Here is a 24,575-nt window from a genome sequence, read left to right as displayed (position 1 = left end):
GGCAATGCAGCTCTACCACAATCCCCTTTCGTCCAATGCCCGCCGCGTCGCGATGACGGCCGCGCACCTCGGCATCCGTCTCGACAGCATCGAAGTCAACCTGATGCGGGACGACGACCGGCGCCGCCTGCAGGAACTCAATCCCAACGTCAAGGTGCCGGTGCTGGTGGACGGCGAGCTCGTGCTGTGGGCATCCTGCGCCATCATGCAATACCTGGCCGACGGCAAGCCGGACCAGGCGCTCTACCCGCGCGGCCTGGTGCCGCGCACCTGCGTCAACCGCTGGATGTTCTGGGCCTGCCAGCATTTCTCGCCTGCGATCGGGGTGCTCGTGTGGGAACAAGTATGGAAGAAGATCGTCGAAGCGGGCGAACCGGATCCGCGCGAGCTGGCGCGCGGGACGGCCGACCTGCAACGCGCCGCCGCCGTGCTCGACAAGCACCTGTCCGAACGCGAGTGGCTCGTCGGCGGCTGCGTCACCCTGGCCGAGTATGCCGTGGCGGCGCCGCTGATGTACATGGAACAGGCCAGGCTGCCGCTCGACGACTATCCGCAGCTGCTGGCGTGGTTTGCGCGGGTGCGGGAGTTGCCGGCGTGGCGCCACACGACGCCGGTCTGGTGAACAGGTTCGCCGAGAGCCAGATCAAACCAGCTCAGCAATTAACCTTCAGGAATTTTTCGCTGTCAGCAAATAGTGATAATGTGGTCGCTTTCACCACACGGGGGGCGATCATGTTCAAGAAACTGGCGGCGGAAGCACTGGGCATCAGCGATATCGGCATCATCGTCGGGCCGGCGGACTACAGCAAGGTCGATGCGGACGATTACCTGTTCAACGAGGACGGCGAACAGATCTTCTTCCTCATCAAGAGCAAGAAGGACGAGTACTGCTTCACCAACCTGGCGCTGATCCACGTCGACGGCGACTCCGCGGTCTCGTCGAAGCGCTCGATCAAGCGCTACGACTATGGCTCGCACCTGGTCTCGAACGTCAGCATCGAGACCGCCGGCACGCTCGACATGGACGTCGAGCTCAAGTTCAACGTCGACAACACGGTGTTCTCGATCGACGTCAAGAAGGCCTTCATCGAACAGCTCAAGGACATCTACAAGGCCTTGATCTCGATCGGCAAGCAGCAGCGGCGCGATGCCGTATGCCGCGACAACGCGCTGCGCGCGCTGGACGCCACAGCCTCCGTGCACAAGCTGAATATCGCCTCGGCCGAAGGCGCCCTCGCCGGCCATTACGGCGAACTGCTGGCGGCCTTGAACACTGCCATGCTGGAGACGCATACCAAGCGCGATTTCAGCGACGTGTTTGCCAAGTACATCCACAACTGATCCGCGCGCAAGCGCAAGGATTCGCCATGGCTGCGCATGCGGACGGACACGCCGGCCTGCGCAGCCCTGATAACAGCCATGCATGAGAGAAGCTAATGCGCAAGATCTCGGACGACGACCTGGAAGCGCTATGCGCGGGTTTCCAGCGCCAGTGGGTTGCACTGCTCAGTGACACGCTCGCGAAGCATGGGGTGCCTGACGCGACCGCCAAGGCGGTTTGCGGCGACTTCAGCTTCGACTTGTCGATGCTGTTCGACCAGGGCGAAATCGAACATGAAGGACACACTTATCGGCCGTTCGTGGCGTTCACGGACGACGAGGAGGATGCGACGCTGATCGTGGAGCCCGATGGTCCGCAGTTCCACGAATACGCCTTCGGCACCACCGAGGAGATCTACAGGAAACGCTGAGCAGGCGCCCCCGCCTGCCCGGGAACCGCGATCAGAGGTAGTTGAACAGCGACAGCCCCGACATCGTCTTGAACGACATCTGCGCCGCCTGCAGGGTGGTCTGCTGCTGCTGGAAGTCCGAGATCGCCTTGACCACGTCCAGGTCCTGCAGGTCCGACAGGGTGCTGGCGTAATGGATGTTGAGGTCGTCGCCGGCACTGTCCAGGTAGTCGAGTTCCTTCAGGTGGGCGCCCACCGAGGCCTGCACCGTCAGCACGTTGTCGTGCGCCGACTTGAGGTTGTCCATCGCCGTGTTCAGCTTGTTGGTCAGGGCCGCCTTGCCGCTCGAGCCCTCGGCCGGCGAGCGCAGGGCCGCGATCAGGTCGGTCACGGTGGTGAACACCGACTGCTTCTCGCTCGGCTGCACGGTGAAGGTGTCGCCGTTGGCCGGCTCGCCCTTGATGTCGAAGGACAGGCCGTCGAAGGAGATCGTCTTGCCCGCCTCGTAGGGCTGGTTGCTCAGGACCGCGGTCGGCGGCGCGGTGCTGTTGTCGTTGACGGTATAGGTCGTGACGGCCGGCGTGCCGGTGACGGTGAAGCTGAGGGCGTAGTCGTGGCCGGTCAGGGCTGCGCGGTCGCTGACCGAGCCGGACGAGATGATGCCCGCACCCGTGTTGGCCGATGCCGCCTGGGTCTGGAAGCTGCCGTTGCCGGTCGGGATGGCTTCGAACACGGCGCTTCCGGAAGCCGACAGCGGGATCTTGCGCGAGGCCGCCACCTGCAGCTGGCGCTGGCCCTGGTCGCCCTGGTACTGGGCGCCGCCCGGAGTGCGGGTGAAGGGCTGGGTGTTCGCCATGTAGCCCGAGAACAGGTAGCCGCCCGCGCCGTCGGTGGTGTTGGCCACGCCCAGCAGGTCGTCCAGGCGTCCTTCCAGTTCGGTCGCGAGCGCCTCGCGGTCCTTCAGCACCATGGTGCCGTTGCCGGCGTTGACCGCCAGCTGCTGGATGTCCTGCAGCAGGTCGCCCGCATCCTGCAGGGTGGTCTCGACGTGCGACAGCGAGGAACGCGCATTGGTGCGGTTGGTGGCGAACTGGGTGTTCATCTCCTGCGCCTGGCTCACTTCGAGCGCGCGCGCCGAGGCCACCGGATCGTCGGCCGGGGTCAGGATGCGGCGCTCGGTCGCCAGCTGCAGCTGGGTGCGCGCGATCGCGCTCTGCAAGGTGCCGAGCTGGTTGGTGGCGGTGTTGAAGATGTTCAGGGTGCTGATGCGCATACGTTACTCCATTCCTTAGCGGCCGATCGACAGCAGGGTGTCGAAGATGGTGCCGGCGATCTGCATCACCTTGCCGGCCGCCTGGTAGGCCTGCTGGTACTTGATCAGGTTGGTCGCTTCCTCGTCCAGGTTCACGCCCGAGACGTCGCTGGCGGCGCCTTGTGCCTGAGCCAGCAGCGCGTCGCCCGCCTTGGCGTTGACCTGCACTTCGCGCGTCTTGTTGCCGACCGTGCTGACCAGCTGGGCGTAGGACGACTGCAGGGTCGCGCTGCCGTTGTTGAAGATGTTCTTGGTCTGCAGGTCGCCCAGCAGGCCGATGTTGCGGGTGTCGCCGCTGCCGCCGCTGTTGGCGGCGATCTGGAAAGTGTCGCCATTGCCCGGCGCCCCGGTCATGGTCACGCTGACGCCGCCGAAGCTGTAGGTGGCGCCGTTGGTGAAGGGCACGTTGGCGGCGGGCGCCGGGTAGTTCGTCACGGCGCCGTTGGTGTCGGTCACGCGCACCGCCAGGCCGGCCGGGAAGCCGGTCATCTGGCCGGTGGCGCCGTCGTAACTCAGGGTCACCGGCATGGCCGGGGCCGATCCCAGGAAGCTGCTGTCGACCTTGCCTTCGCTGATCTTGCCGGTGCCGGTGTTGGTGAGCGGCGCACTGGTGGCGATCGGCGCCGCCGCGGCGATCTGCGACACGTCGTTGGCCAGCACCTTGAAATTGGCGGCGCCGTTGATGGTCGGGCGCACCAGGAAGTTGTCGCCGGCCTGGGCCAGGCCCGAGACCGTGAACTCGACGCCGTCGATCACCTGGGTGGTGCCGGCCGCGTTATAGGGCGTGATGGCGGTCGAGGTATTGTCCGACAAGCGGATCACGTTGTAGTTGGTGCCGTCGAACTCGACCTTGTAGTCGCTGTCCTTGAGCAGGCTCGGATCCGTCACCTGGGCCGCGACCTGGGTGGTCGAGACCGTCGCATTGTTGATGTTCTTGCCCACGAAGGCCGGCGACTCGGCAAAGAAGTCGGCGCCCGGCTGGCCGTTCGCGTCCAGGCCCAGCTTGTGCTGCTTGTTGAATTCGATCGCCATGCCGAGCGCCACCTTGCCGAGCGCGCTCTGGGCCGGGTCGAGGGTGGTGACGCGGAAGTCCAGCGCGCCGCCCAGTTCGCCGCCACTGAGGGCGCCGTCCGGCAGCACCGAGACCTTGTTGCCGACCACATAACCGACTTCGAGGCGGGTCAGGTCGGTCGGCGACTTGGTGGCCGCCAGCTGGAAGGCCTGCTGCCCCACCACCAGCGGCTGGCCGCTGCCGATCGACACCGTCAGGCTGTTGTTGTCGCCCGGGGTGACGGTGGCCTTGACCTGCTTGTTCAGTTCCAGCACCAGCTGGTCGCGCTTGTCGAGCAGGTCGTTGGGGGCGCGCTGCTCGGTGGTGGCGAAGTTGCCGATCTGCTCATTGAGCTGGGCGATCTGCTGGGCGTAGGAATTGATGACGTTGACGCTGGCTTCGATCGTGGTATTGACGCCTTCGCGGATCTCGCCCAGGCGCGCATCCAGCGACTGGAAGCGCGCCGCCAGGGTGCCGGCGCCCGACAGCATGGCCTGGCGCGACGGGATCGAGGCGCGGTTGGCGGCCATGTCCTGCACGCCCTTGAAGAAGCCCTGCAGGGCCGGCGACAGGCCGGCGGTCTGGTCGGCCAGCAGATTGTCGATCTGCGAGATCTGCGAATAATACGATTCCAGGCCGCTCACGCTGGCCTGGGCGGTGCGCACCTGGGTGTTCAGGAACTCGTCGCTGTAGCGCTTGATCTGGGCGATCTGGGTGCCGGTGCCCATGAAGCCGACGCTGCCCATGTCGAGCGCGGTCGTGGTCGATTGCACCACGCCCTGGCGGCTGTAGCCGGGCACGTTGGCGTTGGTGATGTTGTGGCCGGTCGTGGACAGGCCCGCCTGTGCCGCGAACAGGCCGCTCTTGCCAATGCTGAGAAGGTTACCGGCCATGTTGTCTTCTTTCTCTCACTCTCTACGTTGACGGCAGCTTTTTCGGAAACTTGATGGATCGTCGATCAACATCGGTCCGGTCAGGCCAGCGAATTCTTGATGATGCGGGTCAGCTTGGTGGCGTAGTGCGGGTCGGTCGCATAACCGGCGCGCTGCAGGCCATGGGCGAAGGCGGCCGCATCGCCGCCGCTGGCCAGCACTTTTTCATAGCGCGGATTCTTGGCCAGCATGTTGGCGTAGTCCTTGAACGACTCCGCCGGCGAGTCGTAGGCGCGGAACTTCTCGACCTTGGTGTGCGGACGGCCGTTGATATACTCGGTCGTGACCGAAGTGGCAACCTTGCCTTTCCAGCCAGGGCCGGCCTTGATGCCGAACAGGTTGTGGCTGTTGCTGCCGTCGGCATTGCGGATCATGCGCTTGCCCCAGCCGCTTTCCAGCGCCGCCTGGCCGAGCATGAACTTGGCCGGCACGCCGGTGGCGCGTTCGGCCTCGGCCGCGTGGACGTGCAGCTTTTCCTGGAACGAGCGCACGTGCGGCGCCTGGATGCGGCCGCTCGCCGTGGTCAGGGGCAGCGGCGGCGCGCCGGCCGAAGGCACGCCGGCCGGGGCGGCGCCGGTCTTGATCATGGTGGCCGCGTCCATCGGGGTCGGCATCGCGTTGCCGGAGGTCGTGGCATTGCCTTCGCCGCCGATCGCCAGCGCCTGCTGGCCCATGTTCTGGGCGCCCAGCTGGCGGGTCAGCACGTCGGCCAGGCCCATGCCGCGCTTGGCCAGGTTCTGGCTCATCTGCTGGTCCAGCATGCCGGTGAACATCTTGGTCTGCTGGTTGTCGAGCATGCCCTCTTGCGGGGTGGCGTCGCGCATGCTCTTCATCATCATGTTGATGAACATCGACTCGAACTGGGTGGCCGCTTCCTTCAGCGCGCCCGGCGAACCGGCCTTCGCGCCCTGCTTGAGTTCACTCAAGCCCTTGGTGTCGAGGGCGAACTTGGTGCTCAGGTCGGATTTGTTCGAGGCGATCATGACGGGTCTTCCTTAGATGATCTCGAGGTCGGCGCGCAGCGAGCCGGAGGCCTTCAGGGCCTGCAGGATGGCCAGCAGGTCTTGCGGCGTGGCGCCGATCGAATTCATGGCCTTGACGACTTCGGCCAGCGAAGCGCCGCCCTTCACCATCAGGACCTTGCCCGGATCCTTCTTGATCTCGACCGAAGGATTCTGGGTCACGACGGTGGCGCCGCGCGAACCCGGGGCCGGCTGGCTGACATTGGTGTCGGCGCCAATGGTCACCGACAGGTTGCCGTGCGAGATCGCGCAGTTGTCCAGCATCACGGCCTGGTTCATCACCACCGAGCCGGTGCGGGCGTTCAAGATCACCTTCGCCGAAGCCGACGAAGGTTTGATGTCGATCTGTTCCAGCATGCCCAGGAAGGCCACGCGCTGGTCGCTCGAGGACGGGGTGCGCACACGGATCACGCGGCCATCGAGGGCAGTCGCCACGCCGGCGCCGAACTGGTCGTTGACAGCTTCGACCACGCGCGCGGCGGTCGAGAAATCGGTTTCCTTCAGCTCCAGGCGGATCTGGTTGTTCTCGCCCAGGTTCGAGGCGACGGCGCGCTCGACGGTGGCGCCGCCCGAGATCTTGCCCACCGCCAGGTGGTTGACCTGGACTTGCGCGCCGCCGGCCTGTGCGCCGACGCCGCCGACCACCAGGTTGCCCTGGCCCATCGCGTACACCTGGCCATCGGCGCCGTGCAGCGGCGTCATGAGCAGGGTGCCGCCGCGCAGGCTTTTCGCATTACCGATCGAGGACACGGTGATGTCGATGGTCTGGCCCGGCTGGGCGAAGGCCGGCAGCGAGGCGGTGACCATGACGGCGGCCACGTTCTTCAGCTGCAGCTGGGTGCCGCGCGGCAGGTTCACGCCCTTCTGCTGCAGCATCGCCTGGATCGACTGCACGGTGAACGGGGTCTGGCTGGTCTGGTCGCCGGTGCCGTCCAGGCCGACCACGATGCCGTAGCCGGACAACTGGTTCTGGCGGACGCCGGCGATGCTGGCCAGGTCCTTCAGGCGTTCGGCCTGGGCCGGCGGCGCGATGCCGAGGGCGGTGACCAGGACGGTGGCGGACAGCAGGAGGAAGGAAGTGAACTTGCGCATGGCGTATAAAAAGACGTTTAGAACGGCAGCATCGACAGGAAGAAGCGCGACAGCATCGAGTTGACCTCGGCGCGGTCGATCCGGCTGTTGGTGCGGTACTCGACACGGGCGTCGGCCACCACCGTCGACGAGACGATGTTGCCCGGCTGGATGGTGTCGGGGCTGACCATGCCCGAGAAACGGATGAATTCGACGCCCTTGTTCATGGAAATCTGCTTTTCGCCGGCCACGATCAGGTTGCCGTTCGGGAGCACCTCGGTGACGGTCACGCCCAGGGTGCCGGTGAAGTCGTTCGAGGCGCTCTGCTTGTCGCCGTCCGAGAACTTGGCTTCCGACTCCAGCGCCACGCTGGCGCCGATCGCAGACTGCAGGACGCCCGGCGCCGCGAAGCTGGCGCTGCCGTTCTTGTTGCCCGAGCTGGCGCCTGCCTTGTTGGCCGAGGTGCGCTCGCTGATGTTGATGGTCAGGAGGTCGCCGATATGGCGCGCGCGGCGGTCCTCGAACATCGGACGGTAGCTGTTGGCGTTGTAGATCGCGCCCGAGGTCGGCGGCGCGGTCTCGACCAGCATCGGACGCGCGCTGGTCGGGCCTTGCACGATGGAGCTGGGGGCGGTGGCGCAGCCGGCCAGGGCCAGCAGCGCAGCAAAGGAACAAATAAGCGATTTCATAACTGGGACAGTTTCTGCAGCATCTGGTCGGAAGTGGTGATCGCCTTGCTGTTGATCTCGTAGGCGCGCTGGGTCTGGATCATGTTGACCATTTCCTCGACCACGTTGACGTTCGATGATTCGACATAGCCCTGCATCAGCACGCCGGCGCCGTTGGTGCCGGGCACGTTCAGGTTCGGGTTGCCCGACGCGCCGGTCTCGACGTAGAGGTTCTCGCCGCGCGATTCCAGGCCGGCCGGGTTCACGAAGGTGGCGAGCTGGAGCGAGCCGACCTGGGTCGGGGCCACGGCGCCGGGCAGCTTGACGGAGACGGTGCCGTCGCGGCCGACGGTGATCGATTCGGCGTTCGACGGAATGGTGATGGCCGGCTGCACCACGAAGCCGCTGGAGGTGACCAGCTGGCCGTTGGCATCGGTCTGGAAGGAGCCGTCGCGGGTATAGGCCTGGGTACCGTCCGGCAGCAGCACCGGGAAGAAGCCCGAGCCGTTGACCATGACGTCCTTGGAGTTGCCGGTCAGCTGGGGGTTACCCTGGGTGAAGATGCGCTCGGTGGCGACGGTGCGCACACCGGTACCGATCTGCAGGCCCGAAGGCAGGTTGGTCTGCTGCGAGGATTGCGCGCCGGGCTGGCGCACGTTCTGGTACAGCAGGTCCTCGAACACCGCACGCGAACGCTTGAAGCCGTTGGTGCTGACGTTGGCGAGGTTGTTGGTGATGACGTCGAGGTTGGTCTGCTGCGCTTCGAGGCCGGTCTTGGCGATAAACAGCGAACGGATCATGGAATTCTCCTAAGGGTGACGGACGAAGTCCGCCACGTACAGGAGAATTATGCTGCAGCAACTATCAATTCAAAGCGAGGATCTGGGTGGCTTTCGCGGCGTTATTCTCGGCGTTCTTCAGCAGGCTCATTTGGGTTTCGAAGGAACGTGCCAAAGAGATCATCTGCACCATGGAATCGACCGCGCTCACGTTCGAGCCTTCCAGGGCGCCGCCGGCGACGCGCACGGCCGGGTCCATCGGGGCGGCGGCGCCGTCCTTCAGGCGGAACAGGCCGTCGTCGCCCTTCACCAGGTCGCCGGTGGGCGGATTGACCAGCTTCAGGCGGCCGAGCACGGCCGGCGCGGCCGGCTGGTCGGTATTCGAGATGGTCGAGATGGTGCCGTCCGCGCCCACGGTGACGGTGGCGTCGGGCGGAATCGTGATCGGACCGCCCTCGCCCGCGATGGTATTGCCGGAAGCCGTCTGCAGCAGGCCGTTCGGGCTCATCTGCAGGGAACCGTTGCGGGTATAGGCTTCGGTGCCGTCCGCCATCTGGACCGCGATCCAGCCTTCGCCCTTGATCGCCACGTCGAGGTCGCGCCCGGTGACCTGCAGCGGGCCGGCCGTGAAGTCGTGGCCGGCGGTCGAGTCGAGCACGAAGGCGCGCGTCGGCAGGCCCGGGCCCTGGACCGGGGCGGCGCGGAAGATGTCGAGCTGCGCGCGGAAACCCGTCGTGTTGACGTTGGCCAGGTTGTTCGAGGTGGTGGCCTGCTGCTCGAGGATGTGCTTGGCGCCGGAGGCGGCGGTGTAGATCAGGCGGTCCATTTCCTTGTCCTTTTTGCTTTGCTTCTGTGCGACGGTTCGTTGAACGCGTCGGCGGGAGACCCGCCGACCCTACGATACCGATACGCCGTAGGGTTGGCGGCTCCGCCGCCGACGCGCTCAAGCTACGCCGGCATTAACGCAGGTTCACCAAGGTCTGCAGCACCGAATCCTGCGTCTTGATGGTCTGCGCATTCGCCTGGTACACGCGCTGCGCCGTGATCATGTTGACCAGCTCGGCCGTCAGGTCGACGTTCGAGGCTTCCACCGCCGACGACTGCAGCACACCCATGCCGCCCGTGTTCGGGGTGCCGACCAGGGGCACGCCCGAGTTCGACGATTCGGCCCAGGTGTTGTTGCCCAGCGGCTCGAGGCCGTTCGGGTTGGTGAAGTTGGCGAGCACCACCTGGCCCAGCGGCTTGGTCTGGCCGTTGCTGTACTGGCCCAGGATCACGCCGTCGGCGCCCGCGGTGAAGCGCTGCAGGGTGCCGGCCTTGTAGCCGTCCTGCACCAGCTTCTTCTCGCTGGTCGGGCTGCCGTACTGGGTGGTGCCGGCATAGTCGATTTCCATCGGCAGGGTCAGCTCGGCGCCGGTCGAGGGGATGATCGGCAGGGTGACGTTGAACTTACCGGCGGTGCCGGTGGTCGCCAGGTTCAGCGCCCCGTTGGTGTCGAAATTCAACTGGCCGACGCGCACGGCCGGCACGCGGATCGCCTTGGCCATGGCGGCGTCGATCTCGTCCGGCGTGGTGCCCGGGACGGCGGCGGCATTGGTGGCCGCGGTCGAGATCTCGGTCTGGTTCGCTGCGGTGGCGCCGGCGGTGCCGGCGGCGGTCACGACCATGCCTGACGCGGCGGCGGCGTAGGCGCTCAGCGCGGCGCTGATGGTGGCCGGGACCGGCGGCACGGCGCGGGTCGCGGCTTCCCAGTTGGCGCGCGCGGTGTTCACCGCGGTGAAGGCGGCGCCGGTGCCGGTGGCGGCGCCGGCCACGTTCAGGGCGGTCACCTCGGTGCCGTCGTTGGCGGCGTACACGTCCCAGCTGCCGGCGCCGTTCTTGACGTAGTAGGTCGACAGCACGTGCGGATTGCCCAGCGTGTCGTACACGCTCATCGGGGTCTGCTTGTTGTAGGTGGTCGGGTCGTTGGCGTCGAAAGGCGAATTCACCGGCGGCTGGGTGCGCGAATCCAGGTTCAGCTGGATGTCCACGTCCGAGGTCTGGACCGGATCCAGGTCGGCGGTGTCGATCTGCAGCGGCACCGGGGCGCCGGCCGACAGCTGGCCGGTCGCGTTCAGGCCGTAGCCGGTCAGCTTGGCGCCCTGGGCATTGATCAGGAAGCCGTTCTTGTCGAGCTGGAACTGGCCGTTGCGCGAATACTGCACCACGCCCGCCGCTTCGACGCGGAAGAAGCCGGCGCCGTTGATGGCGATGTCGAGCGGGTTGTTCGATGCTTCGACATTACCCTGGGTGAATTGCTGGGCGATGGAGGCAACCTTGACGCCGATACCGGCCGAGTTGCCGCCCGCGCCGTTCAGCGAGTTGGCGTAGACGTCGGCGAACTGGGTGGTCGAGCCCTTGAAACCGACCGTGCTCGCGTTGGCGATGTTGTTACCGATGACGTCCAGCGATTTTGCTGCGCCGTTCAAGCCGCTCAGGCCCTGTTGGAAAGACATGTCGTTCTCCTGCTAGTTAGTTTGGTAAGCGGCTTGCTTACAGCACTTGTTTGATGTCGGACATCGCTACCGCGCCCTTGCCGGGCAGGTTGAGCTTGACGCCGTCCTTGGAATTGGTGGTGACGCTGGCAACGCTGTCGAAGGCCAGACCCTTGGCATCGTCGAGTTCCTCGCCGGCGCGGGTGGCGACGACCTTGAAGCTGTACTTGCCGTCGGCCAGGGTCAGCGGCTTGCCGTCGGCGCCGAGCTTCTCGGGGTCGGGCACGCCATCCCATGCCACCGGGACGATGCCGGCTTCCTGCGGACCCAGGTCGATCACGGCGACTTCCTTGCCGGTCGAGTCGCTGACGACCAGCTGGACCTTGTCGGCCGGGCTGGCCAGTTCGGCGCCCAGGATCGCCTTGCCGCCGGAGAGCTGCACATCCTTGCCTTCGACCAGCACGCCATGGCCGATCAGGCCAGTCGCCTGCATCGCTTCCGAGGACTGGTAGCTCGACTTCAGGGTTTCCAGGGTCGCGTTCAGCTTGTTCACGCCGGTCACGGTCGACAGCTGGGCCAGCTGGCTGGTCACCTGGGCGTTGTCGAGGGGATTCAGCGGATCCTGGTTCTTCAGCTGGGTGACCAAGAGGGTCATGAATTTGTCGGTATCGGCCTGGACGCTGTCGACTTCCTTGGGCTTCGCGTTCATCGTCGACATCAGGTCGTTGACTGTGGTCGCGGTGCTGTTGGTATTAACGGTGGTCATGGTGGATGGTCAGGAAACGTTATTGGCCCAGGGTCAGGGTCTTGAGCAGCATGGTCTTGGCCGCGTTCATGGTCTCGACGTTGGTCTGGTAGGAACGCGAGGCCGACAGCATGTTGACCATCTCGTCGACCACGTTCACGTTCGGCATCGTCACATAGCCCTTGTCGTCGGCCAGCGGATGCTTGGGGTCGTACACCTGCTTCATGGGCGACTGGTCCTCGACCACTTCGCGCACCCGCACGCCGGTGGCGCCGGAGGCGGTGGGCACCGATTCGAACACCACCGCCTTGGCGCGGTAGGCTTCCCCGGTGGCGCTGGTGGCGCTGTCGGCGTTGGCCAGGTTGCTGGCGGTGGTATTCAGGCGCTGGGCCTGGGCGCTCATCGCCGAGCCCGATACGTTGAAGATATTGAAGAGCGACATGATGAATTACCTTCTTATTGGCCCTGGATGGCCGCGAGCAGGCCCTTGATCTGGTGGTTGATCATCGTGATGCCGGCCTCGTAGCGCAGCGCGTTGTCGGCGAACTGGTTGCGCTCGACGTCCATGTCGACCGTGTTGCCGTCGACGCTGCCCTGGACCACGCCGCGGTACTGGACCGGGGTGCCGTTGGCCAGGGTGTCGCCGGTGGCCTGGCCGCGCGCCAGGTGGCCCTGGGCGGTGGTCGCCAGGCCGCCCTGGCGGCCGGCCAGCGCGCCCTGCAGGGCGCTGGAAAAGTCGATGTCGCGCGCCTTGTAGTTCGGCGTGTCGGCGTTGGCGATGTTCGACGCCAGCAATTCCTGGCGCTGGGCGCGCAGGGACAGGGCCGATTCATGAAAACGCAGGTAGTCGTCGATTTTGCCGATCATGCCGCCTCCAGGCAGATTCTTGTTGGGACAGCACCGATCATACGGATCAGTCCAGCCGGGCAATCGAAGGAGAAAGATGGGCAAAACCCGGCTATTCAAAGTTTCGCTACGGAATCATCACCCCTAAGATGGCAGCATTCCCGGTTTCCCATCCAGGTGTTTTCCCATGAAACGACAGTTTGCCGCCATGCTGCTCCTCGCCCTGCCCTTCGCCTGCGCCCAGGCGCAGCAGCAGCCCACGGCCCAGCGCCAGAACCTGTCCGCCCTGCGCGGCGTGGTCGAGCAATACCTGCAGACCCAGAGCGCGGGCATGCCGGGCCAGGTGACGGTCAAGGTGGGGGCGGTCGACCAGCGCATGAGCCTGGCGCACTGCCCGGCGCCGGAAGCCTTCCAGCAGCCCGGCGCGCGTCCGTGGGGAAAAACAACGGTGGGCGTGCGCTGCACCGCCCCCACGGCCTGGACCGTCTATATCCAGGCCCAGGTCAGCGTGCTGGCCGACTACGTGGCGGCCGCCGTGCCCCTGGCCCAGGGCCAGCCGGTCGAGCAGGGTCAGCTGGTACTGATGAAAGGCGATATCGCCGCCATGCCGAACGGCATCCTGACCGACATGGCCCAGGCGATCGGCCGCACCCCCACTATTTCGTTGCCTGCCGGCACTGCCCTGCGCGGCGATACCCTGCGCAGCAAGCCGGTGGTCCAGCAGGGCCAGGCCGTACGCCTGGTATCGCGCGGCGCGAACTTCTCGGTGTCGGCGGAAGCCAAGGCGATCGCCAGTGCCGGCGAAGGCCAGGTGGTGCAAGTGCGCACCCAGTCGGGCACGGTGGTGAGCGGCACGGCGCGCATGGGCGGCCTGGTCGAAGTCGTTTTGTAACAAACCATCTAAAGCCCTTTTCTGCGCTAAAGTTTGCGGCATCGCTGCCGATAAACAGACAGATCCCGGAGTTTCCGCTCCGAACAGAGAAGGATGATGCTGTGAAAATCAACGATACTCTCAAGAACAACCCCGGCCTCCAGCCGGCGACCACGCAAACCAACAATGCGCGTGGCGCCGAGAAGGCCGCCAGCACTGCCCCGACCCCGGCGCAGACGGACAGCGTGCGCCTGTCCTCGCAGGGCCAGGCGATGGCGAATGCCGTCGGCGGCAACAACCAGGTATTCGACACCAAGAAAGTCGAGCGCATCAAGGCGGCCATCGCCGATGGCCAGTTCCAAGTCAACTCAGAGAAAGTCGCCGACGGTCTCCTCGAGACCGTGCGCGACTTGCTGCATTCACGCAAGCGATAATCCATGACCTCCAGCCCGCACCACACTCTCGCCTCCGAACACCAACACGTCGCCTCCCTCGTGGAGCTGATGAAACAGGAACAGCAGTTGCTGGTAGCGCTCGACGCCGATGGGCTGGCGGAACTTACTCCAAAGAAAAATGCGCTGCTGACCGGACTGGCGGCGCTCTCCAGGCAGCGCCATGCCGCCCTCAGCGCGGCCGGATGCGAAGGCTCGGAAGCGGGCATGGAGCCCTGGCTGGCGGTGGCCGGCAATCCCGAGGTGCGCGGCCAGTGGGAACAGCTGCTGCAGGCTTCGCGCGACGCCAAGGAACTCAACCGCGTCAACGGCATGCTGATCAACAAGCAGTTGGCGCACAACCAGGGCGTGCTGAACGCCTTGCGCACCCCGACGGGCGGCGCCGCGGCCGGCATGGTGTATGGCGCGACCGGGCAGACCCTGGGAGCGGGTCCTTCGAAGCGCTACGTGATCGGCTGAGCCGGATCCGCTTCCAACGACAATGGCCGCAGCAGCGGCCATTTTTGTTGACGCGTAGGGTGGGCGGGTTTCCCGCCCACGCGTTCAAACCACGTTTTCCGGCCCGTGCGCGAAATCGGAATCAGCGCGCCAGCGTATACGCCTCCGGCCCCATCTTGCGCAGCAGCGCGATATTCGCCTTCTGCTCCTTGGTGAACCCGCCCAGCATCTCGGCCGCCTGTTTCTTGTTCATCATCGGCTCCATGCCCACGAACATCCCGGCATGCACCAGCGCGAAGGTGCTCAGTGCAAAATCGCGCACGCCCAGGCCATGTTTGGCCAGCACCGCCCTGGCGCGCGGCTCGGCATTGATGGCCTTCACATAATCGTCGACCGACAACTGGTCTTTCCCATCGTCCTTCTCGTCCTCATCCTTTTCCAGCTTCTTGAGCTCGGGAGCGGCGGCCTTGATCTTGGCCAGCAGCGCCGGGGTCAGCAGGAAGTGTTCTTCAGGATCGGCGGCAAAGGCGGGCGCCGCGCAGAGGGAGAGCGCGACGAGCAGGGAGGCGGCAATACGGCTGGCTTTCATGGTCATTCCCGGTAGTGATTGTTGTGCCCGAATTATAGGAGCGGCCACGGCCTGCAAACCGTGGCCGGCGACGAATCCCCCCTGCGTGGTGTGAAGCCCACGCCGCCTCTTAACTTCCTTTTTTTTCGAAGAAATCCTTCAAAAAACTTCGCTTTTCCAGATGTTTCGCCTACCGTATCCTTTCACATCGGCAATACCGCCTTGCCATCAAAAACAAGACTGGATACGAACATGAAACGCATACTTCTCTTTATCGCCACTAACTTCGCCATCATGCTGGTGCTGAGCATCACCGCCAGCGTGCTGGGTGTGAACAAATACCTGAGCGCGAACGGCCTGAACTTCGGCATGCTGCTCGGCTTCGCCGCCCTGATGGGCTTTGGCGGCGCCTTTATCTCGCTGTGGATGTCCAAGCCGATCGCCAAGTGGTCGACCGGCGCGCGCGTGATCGAACACCCGTCCAACTCGACCGAGCAGTGGCTGGTGAACACCGTCGCGGCCCAGGCCCAGCGCGCCGGCATCGCCATGCCGGAAGTCGCCGTCTACCACGGCGAGCCGAACGCCTTCGCTACCGGCGCCACCAAGAATTCGTCGCTGGTCGCGGTGTCGACCGGCCTGCTGGAATCGATGACCCAGGAGGAAGTCGAAGCCGTGCTGGCCCACGAGGTGGCCCACATCGCCAACGGCGACATGGTCACCCTCACCCTGATCCAGGGCGTGGTCAACACCTTCGTGATCTTCCTGGCGCGCGTGGTCGCCTGGTTCGTCGACCAGGCCTTGCGCAAGGAGGGTGAGGAAAACACGGGCCCGGGGATTGCCTTTACCATTACGGCGATCGTCTGCGACATCCTGTTCGGCATCCTGGCCAGCGTCATCGTGGCCTGGTTCTCGCGCCAGCGCGAATACCGCGCCGACCTTGGGGCCGCCCGCATCCTGGGCACGCCGCGCCCGATGATCAACGCGCTGGCCCGCCTCGGCGGCATTGCGCAAGGCGGCCTGCCGAAGAACATGGCCGCCTCGGGCATCGCCGGAGGCGGTATGATGTCGCTGCTGAGCAGCCATCCGTCGTGCGAAGACCGTATCGCCGCCCTGCAACGCGCATAAAAGACAAGCAAGACACATTGACGAGGCCAGGAACCAGGTATGCGGTACGCTCCACTGTTGTTGCCAGTACTGTTTGCCGCGGCGCTGGCCTTCCTGCTGCAGCACTTCCTGGGCTCGCTCGCCTGGGCCGGGCTGCTGGCGGTGATCACCTGGCCGCTGCACCAGCTCTTGCTGCGCCGCGGCTGGCCTCCGCTGGCCAGCGCCACCACCCTGCTGGTGGCGCTGCTGGTGAGCTTCGTCGGCCCTTCGATCCTGCTGTTCAACGCCCTCACCAACGAGCTGGCGGGCCTGGAGCGCCTGCTCACCAATCTCAACCTCACTGGGGTGGCGGCGCCCGCCTGGCTGTACCGCCTGCCGCTCATCGCCGAGCCGGCGGTCAAGTGGTGGAACGAGCACCTGGCGGTGCCGGGTGGCCTGCGCACCCTGATCCAGAGCGGGCTGGGCGACTTCATGCCCCAGCTCACCGGCGCGGCGCGCATCTGGGGCTCGACCATCCTGGCCAATGCCCTCTACCTGTTCCTGACCCTGCTGACCCTGTTCGTGCTCTACCTGCACGGCCCGGCCGTGGTGCGCTACGTCGACGGCGCCGGCGAGCGCCTGCTGCCCGCCCATTACCCGCGCTTGCGCGCCATCCTGCCGCTGTCGGTGCGCGGCACGGCCCTGGGCCTGTGCTCGATCGCCGTGCTGGAAGGCGTGGTGCTGGGTATCGCCTATGCGATCGCCGGGGCGCCCGCGCCGGCGCTGCTGGGGGTGATCACCGGCTACCTGGCCCTGATTCCGGGCGGCGCACCGCTGTCCTTCACGATGGTCTCGCTCCTGCTGCTGGGACAGGGCCATGCGGGCGCGGCCCTCGGGCTGTTCAGCTGGGGGGCGGTGGAACTGTTCATGGTGGACAAGTTCATTCGCCCCAAGCTGATCGGCAAGCGCGTCAACCTGCCCTTCCTGGCGGTGCTGTTCGGCCTGCTGGGAGGCGTCTCGACCATGGGCGTGATCGGCCTGTTCGTGGGGCCGTTCATGATGGCGGTGCTGTTCGCCTGGCTGCGCGACAGCCGCGACGCGGCGCCGCAGCCCGCGCCGGCGGCCGAGAAGCTCGAACGGATCGGCTAGGCCCGCGCCTGGCCCAGCCGCGGCCGCGTCGACATGGCCACCACCGCCGAGCCCGCGGCCACGATCAGCGCATCCTCGATCAATCCACTGCGGGTCTGGCCGATGCGCGCCATGGCGCGCTTGCGTCCGGCCAGGGTCAGGTAGGCCAGCGGCACGGCGGTGGCGACGGCGACCGCCGCACCGGCCTTCTCGCGTCCTGGGGCAGCCAGCGCCGCGCCCGCGATGCCGGCGCTCATGACGCGCGCCAGCAGTCCCAGGAACACAGTGCGGTCGGGCGCGGATTTCATCTTGTCGCCCAGCAGCTCCCCTGCCCCCATCGCCAGGGCGCCGTACTTGAACAAGGGACGATCCAGGAGCACGAGCTCACCAGGGGTGCGACGGTGCGCCATGCGCGCCGCGGCGAGCGTGGCCATCGGGGTCATCGATCGTGCGCTGGCGACGGCGCCGATCAGCGCGGAGGAAAGCAGGCTGCGGAAATTCATCGTGACGGACTCCTGTGCAAGTGGAAATGGCCCGGGGCGGCGCGGCTTGCAGGGCCGCCCGCGTCGGGAACGCCACTCGACTGTAGTTCGGCTCGCCCCGCCGTGTCGCCACCCAGGTTTCCGCGACCGGCTCACACGCCGTGGCGAACCCGCTTCCAGCGCCGCCAGGCGAACCGGCCACCCAGGACGAGCAGCATCCAGAACAGGAACGACAGACCCAGCCGCGGCCACAGGATGTCATCCAGGCCGATCAGCAGGGACAAGGGGTCGCGCGCCACCGATCCGAGCGGCGAGACCCCTTGGCTGTCCGCGAGAAACGGCAGCGGAAAACCATAGGCCAGCACCGGGCAATAGACGGGTGTGTCCACGTTGGAGCATACCGCGCTGACACGCCCCGGAACCGCGAGCGAAAGGTAGGTGAAGGCGGCTGCGATCAGGCAGGACGCGACAACAGGCCCGATGCGAAAACCCCCTTTTCTCAACTCACGCTTTCCTGCCACCTTATGCATGGTCTGGTATCCACTCGAGCAGATCAGTGACGCCGATATCGAGCCCCGACTGTGACAGCAGGGTGCTTACCTGGCCGCGGTGGTGTGTCTGGTGGTTGAACAGGTGTAGCAGCAAGGTCCCGAAGCGCTTCTGAAAGTCGCCACGCGCATTCCTGTACCGGAGCGGCTGCTCCAGGTCATTGTCCGAGACCTCTGCCGCCAGTGCCAGGATGATCGCATCGAGTCGCCTGCGATACTCCCACAGCGATTGCAGATCGTCGCAGATCATGTGAGCGAGACCGGTCGGCGCTGGAATGCCGGCCATGGCTTTCAACGCCGGTAAATCCGAGGGATGCGCCATGAACCGGCGCAACCAGATGGTGTCGCCAACAGCAATATGATTCAGGGTTCCAAGTACCGAGCCGAAAAAAGCGCCCCGGTCGGCGACCAGCGCCTCCTTGGGCAAGGCGGCCGCCGCGGCATAGAGCTTTGCATTCATCGCGGCGTTATATGTGGCAAATAGACCAAGGTCTTCCCGGCTAGGCATGCTCGCTGATGTCCTTTCACGCGTTGTTGAAAATTGAAGCGTCATGTCCGCTTCCGGCGGACTCGGCCACCTGATGCAGCATAGCATCGTGAACTTCCGGAAAAGTCACTTATCGTCACGATCGGCCGTCATATCGTTTCCGCCTTCTTGACCGGTGCAATCGAAACGATCAGGAAGCCGAACGAAAACCTGACGATACCAACCGCGAGCGACTGCCCAGGATGCAAGGACGAGTGCGGAGACAGGCTGGCGATGCACACCTCCTTCTCGACCGATGCAAAGCGCAAGGTCGCGAACTGATCGCAACCCTTGCGCTGCGAATACGTGCCGACCTCGGTCGCAACGGCGTCCACATGATGTACCACGCCTCCGGACCATGCTGCTATCGCCAAAACCCACCCGAGCGGCGCAGCAACCAGCAGGCCGGCCACCATCGCTGCCATCAGGGGCATTACGACGATATCGCGTAGCCAGGATGTCGGATATTTCTTTTTAAGTTCCGCCACGAACAAGGGAGCGCGCCGCATTCGATACAGGATGAATGGGGTGAACAGCAACAGGGACCACAACGCTACCTTGGCAGTGGTCTGCGCGTAGTAGAACACGAAGCGGTCACGATACATCTGCAGCAGCAATGCGCCAACGATGGCACAGACGAAAAGAACGATTCGCCAGCGTAGACGACATTTATTTGCCAGGGTCTTGTTGATGAGATAGGTCATCACTTGCAAATCGTGTGCGCCTTCCCCGCAGGTGGAAAGCCGGATACCTTGAGTGTACGAGCGGAACTATTTTTTAAGCAAGCTTGGAAGCCCCCTGGCCTGCCCCTTCCGGCCGCGTCCGACTCTTCCTACGCGGCCTTGGACCGTGCTCCTATTGGGCTTCAGGCAAGAATGGCTAAGATCGAAGCTGTCCATCATTTACGCCAAGGAGACCATGATGAGTGATCGAAAACCACGCGCTTCGGGTGACCATCCGCCGCCGCAGGGCCTGCGCCAGAGCGCCGATCCCGCGTCCGGCTTCGTCGCCGATGACAGCGCCGGCTACTCCAGCGTCGGCCAGAGCGAGCAGCGCAGCACAGAAGCCAGCTCGGGACGCTACACCAACTTCAACCATGCCTCGCCGGAGAGCAATGTTGGCCCAGCGGGCGCAGCACAGTCGAGTCACGGCAATGCTGGCGGACGCGTGCCGGGCAGCACAGTGGACAAGGCCGAGGGCAGCCAGGGCCAGCAGAACCGCCAGCAAGACGAGGTCGCCATGTCCGGCGGCGGCAATCCCAGCGATGCGGCGGCCACCGATGGCGGCATGGGGAACCGCGCGGGAACCGACGACGATGCGGACAAGCTAGACGACGAGTCGCGCTGAATCTTGGCGCACGCGGGTGCGGAAACAACAGGCCGCACAAAACCGTTGAGTTTATTGAAATACCTGGGCTATCCTGTCTAGACAGTTGGCACACAGCCAACCGCGGTATCGGGAGAGACTGTCCTATCCCGACGGCGCCGAAGGAGCAACCACCCCGGAATCTCTCAGGCAAAAGGACCGATACCGCGAAGTACACTCTGAAGAGTTGCCGCGAGTTCGTCGTCGCGGCACACCGAAGGAGCAAACAGCCGCAATGGCGGCTGTGAATCTCTCAGGTCCAGCACAGAGGGGGTGCCGACGCGCCGATGGCGCGCGGTCTTCCCTTGTGACGCTTTCTGTGCCTGGATTGTCATGTCGACCGAACTCCTGTCCGGCGCCGCGTGCGGCGCCGTGGGCCCTTGCGCGCCTGCGCAACGCGCCCCTGTTTCCCTGTCTCCTTACCCAGCCCCTTCCCACGGCCGCCTCGCCGCGCCGTCCTAGCCGATCTCGCCGGCCGTGGCGCTGACGCCGCGGCCGCAGATTGTCCGGCACGCCTGTGGCGTGTCCTTTGCAGCAGCAACCGACGCCCGCTCGGACTGGCGGGGAGTCGCATTTTCATTTTTATGGAGAGTACTAATGCAAGCTCAACAACGGCAACACGGCAAGCCGCGCGCACTGCTCGCGGCGTGGGCGCTCGGCCTCGGACTCGGCCTGGCCGGTCCACAGGCACTGGCGCAGGCAGGCGATCCCGGCGCGGCGCGCCTGGCCGCCACCCAGCATTCAAGCGCCCTCGCCGCCGCCCAGCGCGATCTCAGCCAGTTCATCAACCACCAGCTGCAGCGCGGATCGGCGCCGGAAGGCTTCCCCTTCGACGTCCAGGACCCGCGTGCGCTGAAGGAGGCGCGCATCGGCTACGGTTTCCCGGTCTACACCATCGATCCGGACCAGCTGCTGAATGGCCGCGGCAAGATGAAGGACATGGCGCGCCACGCCAACCAGTGGCGCTTCGTGGTGCTGCTGGGCGACCGTCCGATCGGGCTGGCGACGGTGGAAGGGCAGCAGGGCCGCTTCGAGACCGTCGCCTACGGCGGCGCGGTGCTGTCGAAGGACCTCGACGCCCTGGCCGGCGTGCACGGCAACGCCGACCGCTCCAACCTGCGCCTGCTGCGCATCTACCAGGCCCGTTCCGACCTGCTCGAAGTCGAGACCGCGGGCGGCACGCGCTTCGCGCCCCTGTTTTCGGCCCGCGCTTCGCTGCCGCTGCAGCGCGCAGACGCTTTCGGCCGTCCCACCGCGGTCCTGGCGGACGAAGCCGCGCTGCTGCCCGCGCTGCGCGCCGCGGTCAAGCGCAACCTGGACGAGCACCGCTAAGACGGCGCCAACGACAACCAAGCATACGGAGACAAGCCATGAACAAGAAACACAAGACACTGAGCGGCCTGCTGGCCGCCGCGGCGCTGACCCTGGCCGCCCCGAGCGCCTTCGCCCAGTGGCGCACCCTCAACGTTCCCCTGACCACCCAGGAGCACAGCCAATGGTGCTGGTCGGCCAGCAGCAAGGCCATCCTGAATCTGTACAAGAAGACCCCGAGCCAGTGCCAGATCGTGAACTGGGCCTTCGGCATCAACTACGCCTGCGGCAATACCACCTTCAACTGGAACAGCTACGCCAACCAGCCGAACTCGATGTACGGCACCGGCGGCAGCGTGCAGAACATCCTGGCCGCATGGGGAGTCCCGAACACCGCCTACAGCGTGGCCTCGTCGTGGAACAGCGTGGTGGCCGACATCAATGCCAACCGCCCGTTCGTGATCCGCTACGGCTGGACCAATGGCGGCGGGCACATCATGGCCGGCCGCGGCTACGAGACCTATAACGGCGTGAACTACGTCTACATCATGGATCCGTGGCCGGGCGAGGGCCAGACCTGGCGCACCTACAGCTCGGCGGTGTCGGCCTCCGACCACCGCTGGACCCATACCCAGCGCATGAACGTCAGCCCGGCGCTGTAAGGACCGGCGGGGTGGGGGGCAAGCGTCAGCGGAAAATGGGGCCATCCATGCGACAATCCGGCGCATGAACCTGAACGACTACCGAGCCCTGTTTCGCGCTACCCCCTACCCCTACCTGGTGATGGCCCCCGACCTGACGATCGTCGCCGCCAGCGGGGCCTACCTGCGCTCGGTCCAGCGCACCGAGGAAGACATCGTCGGCCGCTACGTATTCGAGGCTTTCCCGGCCGATCCCGCCAATCCCGACGCCACCGATATCGCCGAGGTCAAGGCTTCGCTGCTGCGCGCCCTGGCCAAGGGCGAGCCGGACACCACTGCCTTCGTGCGCTATGCGGTCGAGGTGCCGACGCCCGACGGTTTCCGCTTCGAGGAACGCTACTGGAGCACCGTGCACACGCCGGTGCTGGACGACGACGGCAAGCCACAGCTGGTGATCCAGAACCCGGTGGACGTCACGGAACTGTACCGCTTCGACGCCGACGCGCAGGTCGCCACGCTCCAGCTCACGCCGCCCAGCGAGAGCAACGCCGGCAACTTCAACCGGGCGCAGATGCACGAGGCCTTGTCGCGCATCCTCAACAACGAACGCGAGCACCTGCGCAGCCTGTTCAACCAGGCGCCCGGCTTCGTGGCCGTGCTGATGGGCCCCAAGCACGTGTTCGAGATGGTGAACGAAGCCTATTACCAGCTCGTCGGCCACCGCGAGCTGGTCGGCAAGGCGGTGTGGGAAGCGCTGCCGGAAGTCGCCGGCCAGGGCTACGAGGAATTCCTGAGCCGGGTCTACACCACCGGCCAGGCCTGGTCCACGCGCGCGCGGCCGATCGCGGTACAGCGCGAACCGGGCGGCCCGATCGTCCAGCGCTACGTCGACCTGGTCTACGAGCCCTACAAGGACCAGTACGGCACCACCATCGGCATCTTTGCCCAGGGCTACGACGTGACCGACGCGGTCGAGGCCCAGGCGGCCCAGCGCGAGAGCGAGGAACGGCTGCGCGACGGCATGCACGCGGCCAAGATGGTGGTCTGGGACTGGGACTTCGCCAGCGGCGAACTGGCCTACTCCGACAACACCCTGCTGGTGCTGGGCTTCCTGCCGACGACCATGGACGCGGTCCGCGAGCACATCCACCCGGACGATCGCGACAAGATCGCCGCCTCGCACCGCCGGGCGCTGGAAGGCGCCGGCAGCTACCAGGAAGTGGTGCGCTTCATCCGCCCCGACAACGGGCGCCAGATCTGGCTCGACAGCCGCGGCAAGGTGCAGTTCGACGCCGAGAAGCGCCCGGCGCGCATGCGCGGGGTCACGGTGGATGTGACGGAGCGCTACCAGGCCGAACTCGAGCTGCGCGAAGCCAACCGCAAGAAGGACGAGTTCCTGGCCATGCTGGCGCACGAGCTGCGCAACCCGCTGGCGCCGATCAGCACCGCGGCCGAGATGCTGCGCCTGAGCGCCGACGATCCCGCGCGGGCGCGCAAGGCCAGTGAAGTCATCAGCCGCCAGGTGAAGCACATGGTGTCGCTGGTCGACGACCTGCTCGACGTCTCGCGCGTCACGCGCGGCCTGGTGGAACTGGAAAAGGACGACGTCGACGTCGGCGCGGTGGTGGCCAGCGCGGTCGAGCAATCGCGTCCGCTGATCGAGGCGCGCCGCCATGCGCTGACGGTCCGCGCGCAGCCGGGTGCGGCCATGGTCCACGGCGACCGCACCCGCCTGGTCCAGGTGGTCGCCAACCTGCTGAACAACGCGGCCAAGTATACGCCCCAGGGCGGCGCCATCGGCCTCGAGGTCAGGGCGGGCGGCGAGACGGTCGCCATCAGCGTGAGCGACAACGGCATCGGCATCGATGCCGGCCTGCTGCCGCACGTGTTCGAGCTGTTCACCCAGGCCGAGCGCACGCCCGACCGCGCCCAGGGCGGGCTGGGCATCGGCCTGGCGCTGGTCAGGACCATCGTCACCCTGCACGGCGGCACGGTCAAGGTCGAGAGCGCGGGACCCGGGGCGGGCAGCACCTTCACCATCGAGCTGCCGTCGATCGACGCGGATGCGGCGCGCGCACGGACGCCGCTAGCCGGCCAGGCCGCCGCCGCGGCCGCCGCGCCGGCGATGCGGGTCATGATCGTGGACGACAACGTCGACGCCGCCGAGTCGCTCGCGATCCTGCTCGAGGCCCAGGGCCACGCGGTGTCGGTGCAATCCCACCCTCGCGACGCGATCGAGGCCGCGCGGAGCACCCCGCCCCAAGTGTTCATCCTCGACATCGGCCTGCCGGACATGGACGGGTACGAACTGGCGCGCCGCCTGCGCGCCGACCCGGTTACCGCCGGCGCGCTGTTCATCGCCCTCACCGGCTACGGCCAGGCGCACGACCGCATCCTGTCACGCTCGGTGGGGTTCCATCATCACTTCGTGAAGCCGATGGATCCGGAGAAGCTGAAGCAGATCCTGGCGGCGGGGCGGACTCAAGTCGCCAGCTGACGGTTTTGCGGGTATCGGCAGGATGCCGTTCGGCT

General features: G+C 65.9%; 28 protein-coding genes and 1 riboswitch. Of the genes, 12 read left to right on the top strand and 16 right to left on the bottom strand.

Features of this window, described 5'->3' with window-relative positions; all coding sequences use genetic code 11:
• Window positions 1-4: 4 nt before the first annotated feature.
• The 3 genes from KBW98_RS13955 to KBW98_RS13945 all read left to right on the top strand — a co-directional run bounded on the left by KBW98_RS13955 (window position 5) and on the right by KBW98_RS13945 (window position 1,751).
• Window positions 5-622 carry a glutathione S-transferase family protein gene (locus KBW98_RS13955; protein ID WP_211520754.1) on the top strand — a complete coding sequence of 206 codons (618 nt, stop codon included), beginning with the start codon at window positions 5-7 and terminating at the stop codon, window positions 620-622.
• Between the two features lie 110 nt (window positions 623-732).
• Window positions 733-1,341: a PH domain-containing protein gene (locus KBW98_RS13950; protein ID WP_211520753.1), complete on the top strand. Its 609-nt coding sequence runs from the start codon at window positions 733-735 to the stop codon at window positions 1,339-1,341.
• 95 nt (window positions 1,342-1,436) lie between these two features.
• Entirely contained in the window at window positions 1,437-1,751 is a 315-nt protein-coding gene (locus tag KBW98_RS13945) for a hypothetical protein (protein WP_211520752.1), read from the top strand.
• A gap of 31 nt (window positions 1,752-1,782) precedes the next feature.
• On the opposite strand, the gene flgL is transcribed toward KBW98_RS13945, so the two are convergent.
• From flgL to flgB, 11 genes are all read right to left on the bottom strand, one after another.
• Window positions 1,783-3,003: a flagellar hook-associated protein FlgL gene (gene flgL, locus KBW98_RS13940; protein WP_211520751.1), complete on the bottom strand. Its 1,221-nt coding sequence runs from the start codon at window positions 3,001-3,003 to the stop codon at window positions 1,783-1,785.
• A 15-nt stretch (window positions 3,004-3,018) separates the two neighbouring features.
• Window positions 3,019-4,986, bottom strand: coding sequence for a flagellar hook-associated protein FlgK (gene flgK, locus KBW98_RS13935; protein WP_211520750.1), 1,968 nt, complete (start codon window positions 4,984-4,986; stop codon window positions 3,019-3,021).
• An 80-nt stretch (window positions 4,987-5,066) separates the two neighbouring features.
• Window positions 5,067-6,008, bottom strand: a complete 942-nt coding sequence (flgJ, locus tag KBW98_RS13930) for a flagellar assembly peptidoglycan hydrolase FlgJ (protein WP_211520749.1) — start codon at window positions 6,006-6,008, stop codon at window positions 5,067-5,069.
• A 12-nt stretch (window positions 6,009-6,020) separates the two neighbouring features.
• The gene (locus KBW98_RS13925) at window positions 6,021-7,139 is read right to left on the bottom strand and encodes a flagellar basal body P-ring protein FlgI (protein WP_211520748.1); all 1,119 of its coding nucleotides are present in this window, start codon (window positions 7,137-7,139) and stop codon (window positions 6,021-6,023) included.
• 17 nt (window positions 7,140-7,156) lie between these two features.
• Window positions 7,157-7,807 carry a flagellar basal body L-ring protein FlgH gene (locus KBW98_RS13920; RefSeq protein ID WP_211520747.1) on the bottom strand — a complete coding sequence of 217 codons (651 nt, stop codon included), beginning with the start codon at window positions 7,805-7,807 and terminating at the stop codon, window positions 7,157-7,159.
• Window positions 7,804-8,586 (bottom strand): flagellar basal-body rod protein FlgG, encoded by a 783-nt coding sequence (gene flgG / locus KBW98_RS13915; protein ID WP_211520746.1) that lies wholly within the window; start codon window positions 8,584-8,586, stop codon window positions 7,804-7,806. Before flgG ends, KBW98_RS13920 begins: the two co-directional genes overlap by 4 nt.
• Window positions 8,587-8,650: 64 nt before the next feature.
• A complete protein-coding gene (gene flgF, locus KBW98_RS13910) occupies window positions 8,651-9,391 on the bottom strand; it encodes a flagellar basal-body rod protein FlgF (protein WP_211520745.1) in 741 nt (246 codons plus the stop codon).
• Between the two features lie 133 nt (window positions 9,392-9,524).
• A complete protein-coding gene (locus KBW98_RS13905; protein ID WP_211520744.1) occupies window positions 9,525-11,060 on the bottom strand; it encodes a flagellar hook protein FlgE in 1,536 nt (511 codons plus the stop codon).
• 37 nt (window positions 11,061-11,097) lie between these two features.
• Window positions 11,098-11,805 carry a flagellar hook assembly protein FlgD gene (locus KBW98_RS13900; protein ID WP_211520743.1) on the bottom strand — a complete coding sequence of 236 codons (708 nt, stop codon included), beginning with the start codon at window positions 11,803-11,805 and terminating at the stop codon, window positions 11,098-11,100.
• A gap of 19 nt (window positions 11,806-11,824) precedes the next feature.
• On the bottom strand, window positions 11,825-12,226 hold the full coding sequence (gene flgC / locus KBW98_RS13895) for a flagellar basal body rod protein FlgC (protein ID WP_211520742.1): 402 nt from the start codon (window positions 12,224-12,226) through the stop codon (window positions 11,825-11,827).
• A gap of 14 nt (window positions 12,227-12,240) precedes the next feature.
• The gene (gene flgB / locus KBW98_RS13890; RefSeq protein WP_211520741.1) at window positions 12,241-12,651 is read right to left on the bottom strand and encodes a flagellar basal body rod protein FlgB; all 411 of its coding nucleotides are present in this window, start codon (window positions 12,649-12,651) and stop codon (window positions 12,241-12,243) included.
• A gap of 166 nt (window positions 12,652-12,817) precedes the next feature.
• Between flgB and flgA the strand changes: the two genes are divergently transcribed.
• The 3 genes from flgA to KBW98_RS13875 all read left to right on the top strand — a co-directional run bounded on the left by flgA (window position 12,818) and on the right by KBW98_RS13875 (window position 14,412).
• Entirely contained in the window at window positions 12,818-13,522 is a 705-nt protein-coding gene (gene flgA / locus KBW98_RS13885; protein WP_211520740.1) for a flagellar basal body P-ring formation chaperone FlgA, read from the top strand.
• A gap of 101 nt (window positions 13,523-13,623) precedes the next feature.
• Window positions 13,624-13,935 (top strand): flagellar biosynthesis anti-sigma factor FlgM, encoded by a 312-nt coding sequence (gene flgM, locus KBW98_RS13880; RefSeq protein WP_211520739.1) that lies wholly within the window; start codon window positions 13,624-13,626, stop codon window positions 13,933-13,935.
• A 3-nt stretch (window positions 13,936-13,938) separates the two neighbouring features.
• Window positions 13,939-14,412 carry a flagella synthesis protein FlgN gene (locus KBW98_RS13875; protein ID WP_211520738.1) on the top strand — a complete coding sequence of 158 codons (474 nt, stop codon included), beginning with the start codon at window positions 13,939-13,941 and terminating at the stop codon, window positions 14,410-14,412.
• Window positions 14,413-14,533: 121 nt separating this feature from the next.
• Here KBW98_RS13875 and KBW98_RS13870 read toward each other — a convergent pair whose 3' ends face one another.
• Window positions 14,534-14,980, bottom strand: a complete 447-nt coding sequence (locus tag KBW98_RS13870) for a hypothetical protein (RefSeq protein WP_211520737.1) — start codon at window positions 14,978-14,980, stop codon at window positions 14,534-14,536.
• Window positions 14,981-15,211: 231 nt separating this feature from the next.
• Here KBW98_RS13870 and htpX point away from each other — a divergent pair, with 231 nt between their 5' ends.
• Together htpX and KBW98_RS13860 are read left to right on the top strand one after the other, a co-directional pair.
• Window positions 15,212-16,084, top strand: coding sequence for a protease HtpX (htpX, locus tag KBW98_RS13865; protein ID WP_211520736.1), 873 nt, complete (start codon window positions 15,212-15,214; stop codon window positions 16,082-16,084).
• Window positions 16,085-16,123: 39 nt separating this feature from the next.
• On the top strand, window positions 16,124-17,191 hold the full coding sequence (locus tag KBW98_RS13860) for an AI-2E family transporter (RefSeq protein ID WP_211520735.1): 1,068 nt from the start codon (window positions 16,124-16,126) through the stop codon (window positions 17,189-17,191).
• On the opposite strand, the gene KBW98_RS13855 is transcribed toward KBW98_RS13860, so the two are convergent.
• From KBW98_RS13855 to KBW98_RS13840, 4 genes are all read right to left on the bottom strand, one after another.
• Window positions 17,188-17,673, bottom strand: coding sequence for a hypothetical protein (locus KBW98_RS13855; RefSeq protein WP_211520734.1), 486 nt, complete (start codon window positions 17,671-17,673; stop codon window positions 17,188-17,190). The genes KBW98_RS13860 and KBW98_RS13855 overlap by 4 nt on opposite strands.
• Before the next feature lie 131 nt (window positions 17,674-17,804).
• Window positions 17,805-18,182, bottom strand: coding sequence for a hypothetical protein (locus KBW98_RS13850; protein WP_211520733.1), 378 nt, complete (start codon window positions 18,180-18,182; stop codon window positions 17,805-17,807).
• Window positions 18,175-18,753, bottom strand: coding sequence for a DinB family protein (locus KBW98_RS13845; RefSeq protein ID WP_307727599.1), 579 nt, complete (start codon window positions 18,751-18,753; stop codon window positions 18,175-18,177). Before KBW98_RS13845 ends, KBW98_RS13850 begins: the two co-directional genes overlap by 8 nt.
• 83 nt (window positions 18,754-18,836) lie before the next feature.
• Entirely contained in the window at window positions 18,837-19,430 is a 594-nt protein-coding gene (locus KBW98_RS13840) for a hypothetical protein (protein ID WP_211520732.1), read from the bottom strand.
• Between the two features lie 214 nt (window positions 19,431-19,644).
• Between KBW98_RS13840 and KBW98_RS13835 the strand changes: the two genes are divergently transcribed.
• The 4 genes from KBW98_RS13835 (at window position 19,645) to KBW98_RS13820 (ending at window position 24,540) form a co-directional block, all read left to right on the top strand.
• On the top strand, window positions 19,645-20,073 hold the full coding sequence (locus KBW98_RS13835) for a hypothetical protein (protein ID WP_211520731.1): 429 nt from the start codon (window positions 19,645-19,647) through the stop codon (window positions 20,071-20,073).
• A 99-nt stretch (window positions 20,074-20,172) separates the two neighbouring features.
• A riboswitch (glycine riboswitch) is annotated at window positions 20,173-20,263 on the top strand.
• A 425-nt stretch (window positions 20,264-20,688) separates the two neighbouring features.
• Window positions 20,689-21,423, top strand: coding sequence for a hypothetical protein (locus KBW98_RS13830; protein ID WP_211520730.1), 735 nt, complete (start codon window positions 20,689-20,691; stop codon window positions 21,421-21,423).
• A 38-nt stretch (window positions 21,424-21,461) separates the two neighbouring features.
• Window positions 21,462-22,064 (top strand): C39 family peptidase, encoded by a 603-nt coding sequence (locus KBW98_RS13825; protein WP_211520729.1) that lies wholly within the window; start codon window positions 21,462-21,464, stop codon window positions 22,062-22,064.
• A 64-nt stretch (window positions 22,065-22,128) separates the two neighbouring features.
• A complete protein-coding gene (locus tag KBW98_RS13820; RefSeq protein ID WP_211520728.1) occupies window positions 22,129-24,540 on the top strand; it encodes an ATP-binding protein in 2,412 nt (803 codons plus the stop codon).
• Window positions 24,541-24,575: the final 35 nt, after the last annotated feature.

Origin of the sequence: Massilia sp. ST3 (assembly GCF_018119405.1) — a bacterium.
In the GTDB taxonomy this organism is placed as follows: Bacteria; Pseudomonadota; Gammaproteobacteria; order Burkholderiales; family Burkholderiaceae_D; genus Telluria.
Note: the sequence above shows the minus strand (reverse complement) of the source record. Positions and strands in the feature narration are given on the sequence as shown.